Below are 12,587 nucleotides of genomic sequence, written 5' to 3' on the forward strand. Positions count from 1 at the left end.
TCCAGTCAGTAATAAAGAAAGCGAAGCCATCTGGCTTCGCTTTTTTGTGGGCGCTATTAACGGGATAACGTGGTGACGTTGGCCCGTGCCGAGTGCAGTTTCTTGTAGCTGTCGATCAACCGCAGGTGCCGGTCGAGCCCCTCCAGTTTCATGCTGGTCGGCGTCAAGCCATGGAAACGCACGCTGCCGTCCACCGATCCGATGGCCGCGTCGGTGCGTTCGTTGCCAAACATCCGGCGAAAATTGGCCTCGTAGTCTTCCAGTTCCAGGTCTTCGTCCAGCTTCATTTCCAGCACCACATTGACCGCCTGGTAGAACAAACCACGTTCAACCGTGTTGTCGTTGTACTGCAGGAACATTTCTACCGCCTCTTTTGCCTCTTCGTATTGCTGCAAGGCGAGATAGATCAGCAGTTTCAACTCCAGGATCGTCAGCTGACCCCACGCCGTATTGTCGTCGAACTCGATACCGATCAAGGAGGTGATGTCGGTGTAGTCGTCCAGCTCACTTTCCACCAAACGCTCAACCAGTGATCGCAGTTCTTCTTCGTCCAGACGATGCAGGTTGAGGATATCGGCGCGGAAGAACAGTGCTTTGTTGGTGTTATCCCAGATCAGATCGTCCGCTGGATAGATTTCCGAATAGTCCGGTACGAGGATGCGGCATGCCGTTGCGCCGATATGCTCGTAGACCGCCATGTACACTTCTTTGCCCATGCCTTTGAGGATGCCGAACAGGGTCGCGGCTTCCTCGGCATTCGAGTTTTCACCTTGGCCGGAGAAGTCCCACTCGACGAATTCGTAATCCGACTTGGAGCTGAAGAAGCGCCACGACACCACGCCGCTGGAGTCGATGAAATGCTCGACGAAGTTATTCGGCTCGGTCACCGCATGCCCTTCAAACGTCGGCTGCGGCAGGTCGTTGAGGCCTTCGAAACTGCGGCCCTGCAACAATTCGGTGAGGCTGCGTTCCAGCGCCACTTCCAGGCTCGGGTGCGCGCCGAATGAGGCAAACACGCCGCCGGTGCGCGGGTTCATCAGCGTGACGCACATCACCGGGAATTCACCACCCAGGGATGCATCTTTCACCAGCACCGGGAAGCCTTGCTCTTCCAGTGCCTGAATACCGGCGAGAATCCCAGGGTACTTCGCCAGCACGTCGGCCGGCACATCCGGCAAGGCAAATTCGCCTTCGATGATTTCGCGTTTGACCGCTCGCTCAAAGATCTCCGACAGGCACTGCACCTGGGCTTCGGCCAGCGTGTTGCCGGCGCTCATGCCGTTGCTCAGGAACAGGTTTTCGATCAGGTTGGACGGGAAATACACCACCTCGCCATCCGACTGGCGCACGTAAGGCAGCGAACAGATGCCGCGCTCTTCATTGCCCGAGTTGGTGTCGATCAGATGGGAACCGCGCAGTTCGCCGTCGCGGTTGTAAATCTTCAGGCAGTATTCGTCGAGAATTTCTGTGGGCAGTGCGTCCTTGCGGCCAGGCTTGAACCAGCGCTCGTCCGGGTAATGCACGAACGGCGCGTTGGCGATGTCTTCACCCCAGAACTGGTCGTTGTAGAAGAAGTTGCAGTTCAGACGCTCGATAAACTCGCCCAGGGCCGACGCCAACGCGCCTTCCTTGGTGGCGCCTTTGCCATTGGTGAAACACATCGGCGAGTGCGCATCGCGGATGTGCAGCGACCACACGTTGGGCACGATATTGCGCCACGATGCGATTTCAATCTTCATGCCCAGGTCCGCCAGAATGGCCGACATGTTGGCGATGGTTTGCTCCAGCGGCAGATCCTTGCCCGCGATATAGGTATGCGCCTCGGAATTGGAGGCAGGCATCAACAACGCTTGGGCATCGGCGTCGAGGTTGTCGACTTCTTCGATCACAAACTCAGGCCCGGCCTGCACCACTTTTTTCACGGTGCAACGGTCGATGGAACGCAGGATGCCCTGGCGGTCCTTGTCGGAAATGTCCGCCGGCAACTCGACCTGGATCTTGAAAATCTGGTTGTAGCGGTTCTCCGGGTCAACAATGTTGTTCTGCGACAGGCGGATGTTTTCGGTGGGAATGCTGCGAGTGTCGCAGTACAACTTCACGAAATAGGCCGCACACAATGCCGACGAAGCCAGGAAGTAATCGAACGGACCCGGTGCCGAGCCATCGCCCTTGTAGCGGATAGGTTGATCGGCGACCACGGTGAAGTCATCGAACTTTGCTTCAAGCCGAAGGTTGTCGAGAAAGTTGACCTTGATTTCCATGGGGGATTACCAGAATAACGGGCTAGACGAATTGGTCGCCATTATCCGGCTTTTCAGGCGTATGTCTTGTCGTTGTCGGATCCTGAGTCTGGTTTGCGCCTGTTTCAACCCGACGCCCGATACACGGTATCGGACGTTTGATGAGCGATTTGAGGCTCAGTCGAGGATCAGGTGTGGCAAAAAGCGGCTCGAATCCTTGGTGATCAAGCTGTTGTCTTCCCGTACGCCAATCCCGGCCGCTTGATCGCCAATCACCCAAGAGCCGATCAGCGTATAGCTGTCGCCAAATTTAGGCAGCGGCGCAAATTCCTGAAGGATAAACGGCGCGTCGGTGTAGGGCCCGTCCTCTTTCACGATCAGACCGTCGGCGGTTTGCAGCTCGATGTTGGCGCCTTCGCGGGAGAAAAACGGTTTGCGCACCCAGCCCTTGGGCACCGCTTTGTTCGGGTCCGTGTCCAGATGCGCCGCGAGCAGGTTCGGGTGACCTTTGTTGAATTCCCACAGCAGCGGCAGGATGCCTTTGTTGGAGATGATGGATTTCCACGCGGGCTCAAAAAATTGCGTATCACACTGGGCAATCGCGGCGCCGAAGGGCTCGTGGAAGATGAATTCCCAGGCGTGCAGCTTGAACAGGTGAGGAATCCAGCGATCTTCAAGGTCGACGAAGCGTCCGTCGCTGGTCAGGCCGATGTCTTCGATGTCGATGTGCCGTGATTCGATGCCGACCTTTTCCGCGACCAGTCGCAGGTAATCAGTGGTGCCCTTGTCTTCGACCGAGTGTTTCATCGAGGCGAAATAAAATGGCTGCTTCAACTGCAACTGGGCGAAAGCCTGATGCAGTTTGGTGTCGATGCTGTTGAACTGGTCAGCCTGCTTGGGCAACAGACCACGTTCGATGCATTGCTCCAGCCAGCCCCATTGAAACGCAGCGGCCTCATACAGGCTGGTCGGCGTGTCGTAGTTGAGTTCCAGCAACTTCGCTGGCCCGGTGCCGTTGTAGGAGAAATCCATGCGCCCATACAGGTGCGGGTGGCCTTCGAGCCATGACGTGCGAATCATGTCGTAGAACGCCGGGGGAATGCTCAGGCGCTCGAGCAATTCTTCGTTCTGCACCACCCGGGCGACCATGTCCATGCACATCTCATGGATCTCGGTGGTCGGGTCTTCCAGATCGTTTTCGATCTGTTTGAGCGTGAACTGGTAATACGCGCTCTCGTCCCAGTAGGGTTCGTCGTCGATGGTGTGAAACAGAAAGCCAAGACCTTCGGCGGTCTGTTTCCAGTCATGACGCTCTGCGCAATGGATCTTCTTCATGGCCCGGTTTCCTTAACTGCTCGACCCGCCGCCCCAGCCGCTGCGTGCACTGGCCTTGCTGCCGAAGCCGCCACGCGACGTCGACGAGGCAACGGAAGAAACCGGCTTGCTCGCCGACTTGCTGATGGTGGAGCTGTAGCTGCTGCCGGATCGCGCCTGGTTGGAGCGGCCAAACGTCGAACCGTTGGCGACGCGCTGGCTGAGCGTTGAATTGCCGTAGTTACCGCGATCGTCGCGGTAGCGGTACACCGGCTGCGAGTAATAGCTGTTGCGGTTGTTGCTCAGCATGTTGCCGATCAACAGTCCGGTCAGCAGGCTGCTGGTGGAGAAGCCCGAACCGCCGGTGTTGGCTTCCGACGCCGGCAATTGCGCCTTGGCGGCGTCGACCTGGGACTGCGTCACCTCGCCATCGGCGCTCAGCTCGAAGCCGCCGAGCCGGGGGATGAACTTGCCGGTCGAATCCTGCTGGCACCAGTCGGCGACGAAGTCAGCGTCACAATCGGCCTGGTTGTCGTACACCGGCGCAATGCGGCGATGTTCGGCCATGGCGGTCATGTAGGCGTCTGAGCAGACGTCCACCGGGAGTTTTTCATCGGCGCATTGCTGAACGGACTGGAAGTTGTACTTCTTCTGCACCGCGTAGGTTTTTTCCGTTGGCCCGCAACCGGATATCGCCATGGCGACCGATGCGGCCAGCGAGAGCTGAACGTACTTGCTTCGTTTCATCAGGATCTCCGCTGAGCAATCAGTTCTGGGAAGGGGTCATGCACGCGGCGTTCAACATGCCGACGCTGATGGCCACTGCCGCGACATAGATGCCCGCCGCGATTTCACCTTTCTTGATGCGCTCGGAGGTGCCTTTGAGCACCAGGCTGGTCAACAGGAACGCCAGCAGTTGCACGAACGCGGCAATGACCGCCCAGACGACGAAGTCGAGCAGGCTGATCGAGTAGGCGATCACGTTGCTCGCTGGAATAGCGAAGCCAATGATCGCGCCACCCAGCGCAATCGCAGCCGCCACGTTGCCCGAGCGAATCAGTTCGAACTCTTTGTGCGGTGTGATGCGGGTGTAGATGAACTGGAACAGCGCGAACAGCAAGGCGGCGCCGAGGATGTACGACAAAAACCCGAGCACGGCGGCCGGGTTCAGGGAGATGGAGAGTGCTTCTAGCATGGATGGCTTCCTTGTTAAAAAGTATTCAGGTCGGTGGTGTACAGCGAGACGCCCAGCGACGTGCTCAAGCTGATGGTGCCTTCGGCGTCTTCTTCGACGGAAAACAGCAGGAACTCCCTACGATCGGTCAGGCCGGTTTCGCGGGCGTACAGCATCGAACGGTGCTCGATGCTGTAGGACTGCTCCGGGTTTTTCAGCTGTTCGCTTAATGCCACCAATTCTGTCTGGCCATTTTCGGTGCCCCATTCGCGGGTGTATTCGACACCGTTGTGGGTGTAGGTCGGCAACCCGATCAGGCTTTGCGGGCCGGCCAACCGACGCAGCTCCGCTTCGCTGCTGATGGTGATGTAGCTGAGGTAATTGAACAGGATCACCGACTCGACCTGGCCGGCGATTTCGCCGGTGGTGTGCACTTGCAGCCAGTACTCTTCGTCGTTCATGTAATAGCGCGACAGCCAGGTCGACTGCCCGAGATCGATGGTGCCGTTGCTCCAGATTTGCTGGGTGCCCGGGATCATCACTGTGGTGTTGCCGTCGAGCAACAACTTCAGAGTCGTGTCGAACATTACCTCTTTGCCCAAGGCCAGGCCCAGCGGGCCTGTGGCGGGTGGCGGGGTTTCGTTGGCAGTCCATTTCGACGGGGTGTTGGTGTCCGTGTTTGGAGCCTCAAGCCCCATCAACTGTTTAAACCATCCCATTGGAAATCTCCTTCAGGCGATTGGAGGCAATGTAAAAGAGTTCGCCGCCCTGAACGCGCGTGGCGCAGGGCGGATTGATTGAAGGTTGCTGCGCGCCTTTGGCGCGATAGCCGATGAGGGTGGCGTTGTGGCGCTGTTTCATTTGCGCGTACAGATCACCAAACGTCGCCTCATAGGTGTCGGGCAGTTTCATCAGGTATTGAGTGGCGCCTTCACCCACGCACAGCAATTCATTGATGACCACTGACGAGCCGGGGTCCTGAGAGGCGCGCACCAACATCTCGATGGCCATGCTGGAAGTGCATTCCAGGCTGGGCGCGTAGGCGCTGGCGAGCGCGGCGATTTCACTGTCATTGAAATGTGCGACGACATGCCCGACCGGGTTCAGTTGATTGACCGCCAGCACGGTGGCCAGGGTCAGATCGTCTGACGGGGTGCGTACCAACACGCGCTCGGCGCCGGGAACACCGGCACGCAACAACAATGCCGCGGAAGACAGGCTTTCACCTTTGATGAAATCTGCTTTGCCCGGCATGGGATTTTCTTCAAGGGTGCAATCGCAAATGACGATCAGGTTGTCGTTTGACGTTTCGTCCGTCAGCAACAATTCTATGACCCGTTCGCTGGACGCGCCTTCCCAGCCGATGAGCACGGTATGGCCGACCTTGCCGGTGAAATCGCCTTTACCCTTCATGCCTTTTCTCCAAGCATCGATAACACTGCTGGTGGTTTTGCCGATGGCCGCCGTCAACAGCGCAATGCCGCCGAGCATGACCCAGGTCGCCACGAAAATTCGCCCGGCCGATGTCTGTGGCGCGAGATCGCCATAGCCCACGGTCAGCGTGGTGGTGAGATAGAAGTAGGTGAACGTGGCGGGGGCGGTGAGGTGGTGCTCGCCCAGAAACACCAGGCCCAGCCAGGCTGTGCTCAGGTGTACGCCCAACGCAATCAGCAGGCCCGCCCAGCCAAAACGGTGGAAGAGGGACGAGGCGTACATGCGCAATAACAAAAAAATCGACATGGGGTCCCTGGCTCCGTGGGGGTACTCGTTCCTGGCGATAAAGTCGCGTTGGCATCCGAGTGCTCAAGTGCGCTTACCGGGCAGCATTAAACCTGCTGCGCGGTGCAGATAACAGTACTTTGGCTGCGATAAATCCGGCGAAGGCCCCGAACAGATGCCCTTCGAAGGAAACGCCCCGGCGAGGCAGGAAGCCAAAGATCAGGCCGCCATACAACAGCGCCACGACGCCCGCGGTGAGCACATTGCTCCAGCTTTTCTGGAACCAGGCGCGCGCCAGAATGTACGCCCACAGCCCGAACACCCAGCCGCTGGCGCCAATGTGTACCCCCGCAAAGCCGAACAGCCAGACCAGCGAGCCGCCCAGCAGAATAATGATGGCGCTGACCGCCATGAAACGATTGAGCCCTTCCACCATCACCAGCGTGCCCAGGACCAAAAAGGCCACGAGGTTGGCGCTCAGGTGCGAGAAGGACGCGTGTAAAAAAGGTGAAGTGACGATGCCGAGCAGTCCATGCACGGTTCGCGGGATCAGGCCGAATGCCATAAGGCTGTAGCCGGTCGCCGCGTTGATCACTTGCAGCGCGACCATGAAGATGGCCAGGCCGGCGATTAGCTTGAAACCCTTCAGGGCATCCATCCGTGACCTCTATTCGACAAAACTGAAACGCAATCCCTGATGTGGGAGCGAGCCTGCTCGCGAAGACGGTGTGTCAGTCGGCAAAAATGTCGACTGATAGATTGCTTTCGCGAGCAGGCTCGCTCCCACAGGTTTTGCGTCTGGCGCCTGGGACGATTACTCGGCCGATTTCTGCTTCAGGCGTTCCAGGATCGCATTGGCGCTGCCTTCGTTCGGCGTGATGCCGGCTTCGCGCAGTTTGCGTTCCAGATCGGTACCGGTCGATGCGTCGGCCAGTTCGTCCTGCGCTTGCAGTTCAGCGGCGCGTTGCTGCTGCTTGGCCTGCAAACGGTTCAGGGTGCCGACGGCAGTTTCCAGTTTGCCGTTGGCGCCGCCGCTGGCGATGGAGGCGCTGACCTGGGCTTTCTGTACGCTTTCACGCGCCTTGGCCATGTCCACTTGCTGGCGCAGGCTCTTGATGCGGTTTTCGGCCTTGGTGATGTCTTTGCGCATGTTTTCCGCGTAACCACCGAATTCAGTGGCCTGTTTTTGCTCGACATCCAGTTCGTTGGTCAGGGTCGAAATCGCTTCGGCCACTTCCATCGCCAGGTCTTCGCGGTTGGCCTGGATCGCGGCCATGGCCTTGGATTCCAGGTCCTTGATTTTGGCGTTGTACTCGCTGACGCGGTCGGCCGACAGCTTGTGCTTGGCCATGATGGTGATCAGCTCACGCTTGGCGTTGGCCAGCGCGCTGTCTGCATCGCGAATTTCCTGATCAAGGATGCGCAGGGCCTGCTGGTCGACGATGGATTCGCCCACTTCAGTGGCGCCGCCGCGCAGTGCGGTGAACAATTTGCTCCAGATGGACTGAGTCATTGGATCTTCCTTTCCTGATAATTACTTGAAGAAGCGTTCGAAGGCTTCGCTGGCACGCTGGACGTTGTCGACCAGGGTTTTCACCTCGGTCACCACGTTGGTCAGGCTGGAGTCGGAACTCAGCGCGCCGAACATGTTGTAAACGACCTGGCCGTTGGGCATGGACTCGATACCGATCGAGGACAGCGGGAACATTTCCCGGCTGCGCAGCACGGCATCGTTGAAGGCTGGCACGTCATGGATGGACTCAACGTCGACCAGAACGGTGTCAACGATGATCTGATCGCCCACCACCGCGATGTAAATCGGCAAGCCACCGAAATCGTTCATTTCCAGCTTGATGCTGGACTCGGAGCCTTGAACAAGGGAAAGGGTTATGTCGTTCGAAACCACTTCGTCGAGGGCCTTGAGGGCGTTGTAGAGGCTATCGATGTTCCAGTTGTTGCCTGCGCTCATGTAATTCTCCGACATGAATGAGCCAGCCAGAATCGGTTGGCGTAGCTGTTGCTCCATCTGCTTGAGCAAGCTTCGGTTTTCGGGAAGCACCCAAGATTCGTGTTTCACATAACCGGCGGCTGCCAGGCCCGCGCGCATCTGCTTCATGTAGAAGCTCGATGGTTTTTTCGCGGACGGTTTCGTGCGGCTTTGCATGGCAGTGACTCCGTTGTGAAAATCTCACGCGTGAGAAACCCTACGCCCAATCCTCATCGTCATCAATGACTCACGCGTGAGTTTTTTCTGCCATACGCCAAAAGGCCCGCTGCATGGCGGGCCCTGTGGTATTTCAAAGTATTTCCCGACCGTTAATGAAGGTTGGGCTATTCACATTTAACGCGTTTAATCACGCAGGAACTCATCGGTGGACACCACGTTGGCGTAGGCAAAACCCAAGGCCGACATGAACGCCGCATGAACATGGGCGGCCGGCACGGTAACGCCGTTGAATTCCAGGTCACGGCTGGCACAGGCGTCATGAATCACCGTGACGCTGTAGCCAAAATCCGCCGCAGCACGGGTGATGCCATCGACGCACATGTGGCTCATGCTACCGACTACCACCAATTCCTTGATCCCTTGTTCATCGAGGATCGATTTCAGCTCGGTTTCGCGGAACGAGTTGACGAAGTGCTTGAGGACCACGGGCTCATTGGCGAGGTTGAGCACTTTGGGGTGCAGCTTTGCGCCTTCTGAGCCGGGGGTAAAGAACGGTGCCTCTTCGGAGGTGAATTCGTGGCGGATGTGCACCACCGAATCACCGGCCTCACGAAAAGCCTTGAGCAAACGAACGGCGTTATCTGCCGCGGCGTCAGCGCCGACCAGCGGCCACTTGCCTTGTGGGAAGTAGTCGTTTTGGATATCAACTACGATGAGTGCTTGCTTGGCCATGACTGTTTCCTCGAAGTGCTTGTTGGGTGTGGAATGAAGTATTGGGCCTGGCGGGCCGTCCGAGGATTGGCCGCACCGACAATAGAAGGGGGAAAACTGACAATGGACGCAGAAAGGGCAATCGCCGAACTGGGCGTGTTGATTTATCCCGGCGCGCAGATGGCGGCGGTGCATGGTCTGACGGACCTGTTCGATGTGGCTAACAGAATCGCCGCCGAGCATCAGTCGGCGCAGTTGCCGCTGCTGCGGATCAGCCATTGGCAGGTTGAAGGCGATCAGGCCCCGGTTCGGGTCTACGACAGTCATCCGGCGCCGGACTCGGCCTTGGTGGCGGTGTTGATCCCGCCGTCGATCGCCAGTTTCTACGCCGGTCAGGTGCCTCAGGCGTTGCTCCAATGGGTTCGTCAGCAGCACGCGAACGGCGCGACCCTCGGTGGCGTCTGCGTGGGCTCGATTCTCCTGGCTGAAAGCGGCCTGCTCGATGGCCGCAGCGCCACCGCACACTGGACCTCGGCCAAAACTTTCGCCGAGCGTTACCCGGCGATCAAGCTCAAGGCTGATACGCCGATTGTCGACGACGGCGACCTGATCACCACGGCCGGGCTGATGGCCTGGTCAGAGTTGGGACTGCGCCTGGTGGACCGTTTGCTCGGGCCAAGCATTGCGACTGGCACCGCACGTTTTCTGGTGGTGGAACACAGTGACAGCGCCAGTGAGTGCGGCAGCAACTTTGCGCCGATTCTCAGCCATGGCGACGCGTCGATTCTCAAGGTCCAGCATTGGCTGCAGAGTACCGGCGCGACTGATGTGTCGCTGACCACCATGGCCGAGCGGGCAGGGCTGGAGGAGCGCACGTTCCTGCGTCGGTTCCGCGCGGCGACCGGGCTTAAACCGACTGAATACTGCCAGCACCTGCGGGTCGGCAAGGCTCGGGAAATGCTTGAGTTCACCAATGGCACCATCGATCACATTGCGTGGACCGTGGGGTACCAGGACCCGAGTGCGTTTCGGGCGACGTTCAAGAAAATTACCGGGCTGGTGCCGAGTGATTACCGAACGCGGTTCGGTGTGTCGCCGACGGCTGCCGTGCCACGCTAGCCGCATCACCTCAAATCCCCTTGTGGGATCGGTGCTGAGTTTGAATCGTGCAAATTGCAGGAGAGGAATCGACTGTCGTGCAGAATAAAACAGGCCTGATGCCATTACCTTTTCGGTAACTATCTGATTTGAAAGTTGTTTGCGGCACCCGCCGCTTGGCCTGATCTCTGCACCGTTCCCTCAACACTCATCAAGCGCCAATTGAAGGGGGACGCATGACCCCAACAAGCCGCAAAAAACTGGTGGTCGCCCATTCCGTGCACCCCGATGCGCCACAGCATGAAGTCGAAACCAATCGTGCCCTGGCCCGTTGGCTGGCGCAGATTCTGGGCCTTAAATATGGCGGCAGTTTTGATCAGCAACTGCATGACGGCCGCGATCTCTACCTGCTACCGACCCAGACCCTGATAGGCGCCGCTGCCGCCCGGCAAATGGGCGTCAAAGGGCCGGAGGATTTGTGGGGCGGTTATGTCGACCACGATTTCATCTGCACCAAGGCCATCAGCCATGGCTTGCTCAACAAAAATGCGTACGCCCCGCCAGGCTGGTCACCGCTGTTTTCCGAGCGCGTGCGCAACGTGGTGCTGGATGGCCTCAGCGTGTTCTCCCTCGACGATGCGCGGCCCGCCGCCGAACACTTGCTCTACAACGGCCCGATCCGTCTCAAGCCGGTACATGCCTGCGCTGGGCGGGGACAGGAAGTGATTGAAAGTCTCGACCAGTTTGACGCCGTCCTCGCCAGACCCGATGCCAACAAGCTGTTCACCGAAGGCGTAGTGTTGGAGCAGGACCTGAGCAACGTGATAACCCACAGTGTCGGCCAGAGTTTTATCGGCGACACCGTGCTGAGTTACTGCGGTGATCAATACTTGATCGAAGACGGGCAGGGCGAGTTGGTGTACGGCGGTTCCAACCTGCTGGTGGTGCCGGGTTATTACGAGGACCTGCTCAAGCTGCCGTTGCCGGATGACGTGCGATTGGCGATCCAGCAAGCCCAAGTGTTTGACAGCGCCGCCGATGAGGCCTATCCCGGTTTCTATGCATCCCGGCGCAACTACGACATTGCCCAAGGCCTGGACAGTAACGGCAAGCAGCGCAGCGGTGTGCTGGAGCAATCGTGGCGCATGGGCGGAGCCAGCAGCGCGGAAGTGGCTGCATTGCAGAGCTTCGTCAACGATCCGCGGATGCGCGCGATTCGCGTGTCATCCGTCGAAACCTACATCGATCAACCGCTGCCGGCGGACGCCATCGAGGTGTATCGCGGTCCCGCGGAAAACAGTGACTTTCTTCTCAAGTACGTAACGGTCAAATCCTATGACGGCTAGAAGCGAGACGATTCAGATCGACATCGACGATGAACAGATGAGCGGGACTTTTCTCAGCCCCAAATCCAAGGTCCCCGGCGTGCTGTTTGTGCACGGTTGGGGCGGCAGTCAGGAGCGGGACCTGGAGCGTGCCAAAGGCATCGCCGGTCTGGGGTGCGTGTGCCTGACGTTCGACTTGCGCGGTCACACCGGCGGCACCGGAATCCCGCTGACGCGCGTCACCCGTGAAGACAATTTGCGTGATCTGCTGGCGGCATACGACCGCTTGCTCGCGCACCCGGCGCTCGACACGTCGGCCATCGCCGTGGTCGGCACCAGTTATGGCGGTTACCTGGCCGCGATCCTGACGTCATTACGCCCGGTGCGCTGGCTGGCGCTGCGGGTGCCGGCGCTGTACCGCGACGATCAGTGGCACACGCCCAAGCGTGAGCTGGACAAGGCTGATCTGCGCGATTACCGCAGCACGTTGATCCGTGCCGACAGCAACCGGGCGTTGCATGCCTGCTCGCAATTCACCGGTGATGTGCTGCTGGTTGAATCCGAGACTGACGAGTACGTGCCCCACGCCGCCATCATGAGTTACCGCGCGGCCTGTCAGCAGACCCATTCGCTGACCCACCGGATTATCGACGGCGCCGATCACGCCTTGAGCGACCCGGTTTCGCAGCAGGCGTACACCTCGATCCTGGTGGACTGGATTACCGAAATGGTGGTGGGTGAGCGGTTGAGCATTATTCAATCGAGCTGAGATTTGCAGTGTCCTTCAGGTCATTCGCGAGCAGGCTCGCTCCCACATTTGGAATGCATTCCCCTGTGGG

At 58.7% G+C, this 12,587-nt stretch carries 13 protein-coding genes; 3 read left to right on the forward strand and 10 right to left on the reverse strand.

Annotated elements, in window-relative coordinates; genetic code table 11:
- Nucleotides 1–56: 56 nt before the first annotated feature.
- The 10 genes from ACWKV5_RS25705 to ACWKV5_RS25750 form a co-directional block, all read right to left on the reverse strand.
- Nucleotides 57–2,261 carry an OsmC domain/YcaO domain-containing protein gene (locus tag ACWKV5_RS25705; RefSeq protein ID WP_483843516.1) on the reverse strand — a complete coding sequence of 735 codons (2,205 nt, stop codon included), beginning with the start codon at nt 2,259–2,261 and terminating at the stop codon, nt 57–59.
- A gap of 156 nt (nt 2,262–2,417) precedes the next feature.
- Nucleotides 2,418–3,575, reverse strand: a complete 1,158-nt coding sequence (locus tag ACWKV5_RS25710) for a glutathionylspermidine synthase family protein (RefSeq protein WP_483843517.1) — start codon at nt 3,573–3,575, stop codon at nt 2,418–2,420.
- A gap of 12 nt (nt 3,576–3,587) precedes the next feature.
- A complete protein-coding gene (locus ACWKV5_RS25715; protein ID WP_483843518.1) occupies nt 3,588–4,301 on the reverse strand; it encodes a DUF1190 domain-containing protein in 714 nt (237 codons plus the stop codon).
- A 19-nt stretch (nt 4,302–4,320) separates the two neighbouring features.
- The gene (locus ACWKV5_RS25720; protein ID WP_483843519.1) at nt 4,321–4,749 is read right to left on the reverse strand and encodes a DUF350 domain-containing protein; all 429 of its coding nucleotides are present in this window, start codon (nt 4,747–4,749) and stop codon (nt 4,321–4,323) included.
- Between the two features lie 14 nt (nt 4,750–4,763).
- Nucleotides 4,764–5,447, reverse strand: a complete 684-nt coding sequence (locus ACWKV5_RS25725) for a DUF2491 family protein (protein WP_483843520.1) — start codon at nt 5,445–5,447, stop codon at nt 4,764–4,766.
- A complete protein-coding gene (locus tag ACWKV5_RS25730; RefSeq protein ID WP_483843521.1) occupies nt 5,434–6,468 on the reverse strand; it encodes an ion channel in 1,035 nt (344 codons plus the stop codon). The genes ACWKV5_RS25725 and ACWKV5_RS25730 overlap by 14 nt, the downstream gene beginning before the upstream one ends.
- A 73-nt stretch (nt 6,469–6,541) precedes the next feature.
- Nucleotides 6,542–7,105, reverse strand: a complete 564-nt coding sequence (locus ACWKV5_RS25735; protein WP_483843522.1) for a rhomboid family intramembrane serine protease — start codon at nt 7,103–7,105, stop codon at nt 6,542–6,544.
- 156 nt (nt 7,106–7,261) lie between these two features.
- Entirely contained in the window at nt 7,262–7,960 is a 699-nt protein-coding gene (locus tag ACWKV5_RS25740; RefSeq protein WP_483843523.1) for a PspA/IM30 family protein, read from the reverse strand.
- A gap of 21 nt (nt 7,961–7,981) precedes the next feature.
- Entirely contained in the window at nt 7,982–8,563 is a 582-nt protein-coding gene (locus ACWKV5_RS25745) for a YjfI family protein (RefSeq protein WP_483843571.1), read from the reverse strand.
- Nucleotides 8,564–8,797: 234 nt separating this feature from the next.
- Nucleotides 8,798–9,346 carry a cysteine hydrolase family protein gene (locus tag ACWKV5_RS25750; RefSeq protein WP_483843524.1) on the reverse strand — a complete coding sequence of 183 codons (549 nt, stop codon included), beginning with the start codon at nt 9,344–9,346 and terminating at the stop codon, nt 8,798–8,800.
- A 102-nt stretch (nt 9,347–9,448) separates the two neighbouring features.
- Here ACWKV5_RS25750 and ACWKV5_RS25755 point away from each other — a divergent pair, with 102 nt between their 5' ends.
- The 3 genes from ACWKV5_RS25755 to ACWKV5_RS25765 all read left to right on the forward strand — a co-directional run bounded on the left by ACWKV5_RS25755 (nt 9,449) and on the right by ACWKV5_RS25765 (nt 12,517).
- Entirely contained in the window at nt 9,449–10,444 is a 996-nt protein-coding gene (locus ACWKV5_RS25755) for a GlxA family transcriptional regulator (RefSeq protein WP_483843525.1), read from the forward strand.
- Between the two features lie 215 nt (nt 10,445–10,659).
- Nucleotides 10,660–11,769 carry a DUF3182 family protein gene (locus ACWKV5_RS25760; protein ID WP_483843526.1) on the forward strand — a complete coding sequence of 370 codons (1,110 nt, stop codon included), beginning with the start codon at nt 10,660–10,662 and terminating at the stop codon, nt 11,767–11,769.
- Nucleotides 11,759–12,517, forward strand: a complete 759-nt coding sequence (locus ACWKV5_RS25765; protein ID WP_483843527.1) for an alpha/beta hydrolase family protein — start codon at nt 11,759–11,761, stop codon at nt 12,515–12,517. Before ACWKV5_RS25760 ends, ACWKV5_RS25765 begins: the two co-directional genes overlap by 11 nt.
- Nucleotides 12,518–12,587: the final 70 nt, after the last annotated feature.

Source organism: Pseudomonas oplopanacis (genome assembly GCF_057128725.1).

Bases quoted from the DNA above. Each gene is read 5' to 3' on its own strand.
- ACWKV5_RS25705 (WP_483843516.1), bottom strand. From the start codon at position 2,261: ATGGAAATCAAGGTCAACTTTCTCGACAACCTTCGGCTTGAAGCAAAG.
- ACWKV5_RS25710 (WP_483843517.1), bottom strand. From the start codon at position 3,575: ATGAAGAAGATCCATTGCGCAGAGCGTCATGACTGGAAACAGACCGCC.
- ACWKV5_RS25715 (WP_483843518.1), bottom strand. From the start codon at position 4,301: ATGAAACGAAGCAAGTACGTTCAGCTCTCGCTGGCCGCATCGGTCGCC.
- ACWKV5_RS25720 (WP_483843519.1), bottom strand. From the start codon at position 4,749: ATGCTAGAAGCACTCTCCATCTCCCTGAACCCGGCCGCCGTGCTCGGG.
- ACWKV5_RS25725 (WP_483843520.1), bottom strand. From the start codon at position 5,447: ATGGGATGGTTTAAACAGTTGATGGGGCTTGAGGCTCCAAACACGGAC.
- ACWKV5_RS25730 (WP_483843521.1), bottom strand. From the start codon at position 6,468: ATGTCGATTTTTTTGTTATTGCGCATGTACGCCTCGTCCCTCTTCCAC.
- ACWKV5_RS25735 (WP_483843522.1), bottom strand. From the start codon at position 7,105: ATGGATGCCCTGAAGGGTTTCAAGCTAATCGCCGGCCTGGCCATCTTC.
- ACWKV5_RS25740 (WP_483843523.1), bottom strand. From the start codon at position 7,960: ATGACTCAGTCCATCTGGAGCAAATTGTTCACCGCACTGCGCGGCGGC.
- ACWKV5_RS25745 (WP_483843571.1), bottom strand. From the start codon at position 8,563: ATGAAGCAGATGCGCGCGGGCCTGGCAGCCGCCGGTTATGTGAAACAC.
- ACWKV5_RS25750 (WP_483843524.1), bottom strand. From the start codon at position 9,346: ATGGCCAAGCAAGCACTCATCGTAGTTGATATCCAAAACGACTACTTC.
- ACWKV5_RS25755 (WP_483843525.1), top strand. From the start codon at position 9,449: ATGGACGCAGAAAGGGCAATCGCCGAACTGGGCGTGTTGATTTATCCC.
- ACWKV5_RS25760 (WP_483843526.1), top strand. From the start codon at position 10,660: ATGACCCCAACAAGCCGCAAAAAACTGGTGGTCGCCCATTCCGTGCAC.
- ACWKV5_RS25765 (WP_483843527.1), top strand. From the start codon at position 11,759: ATGACGGCTAGAAGCGAGACGATTCAGATCGACATCGACGATGAACAG.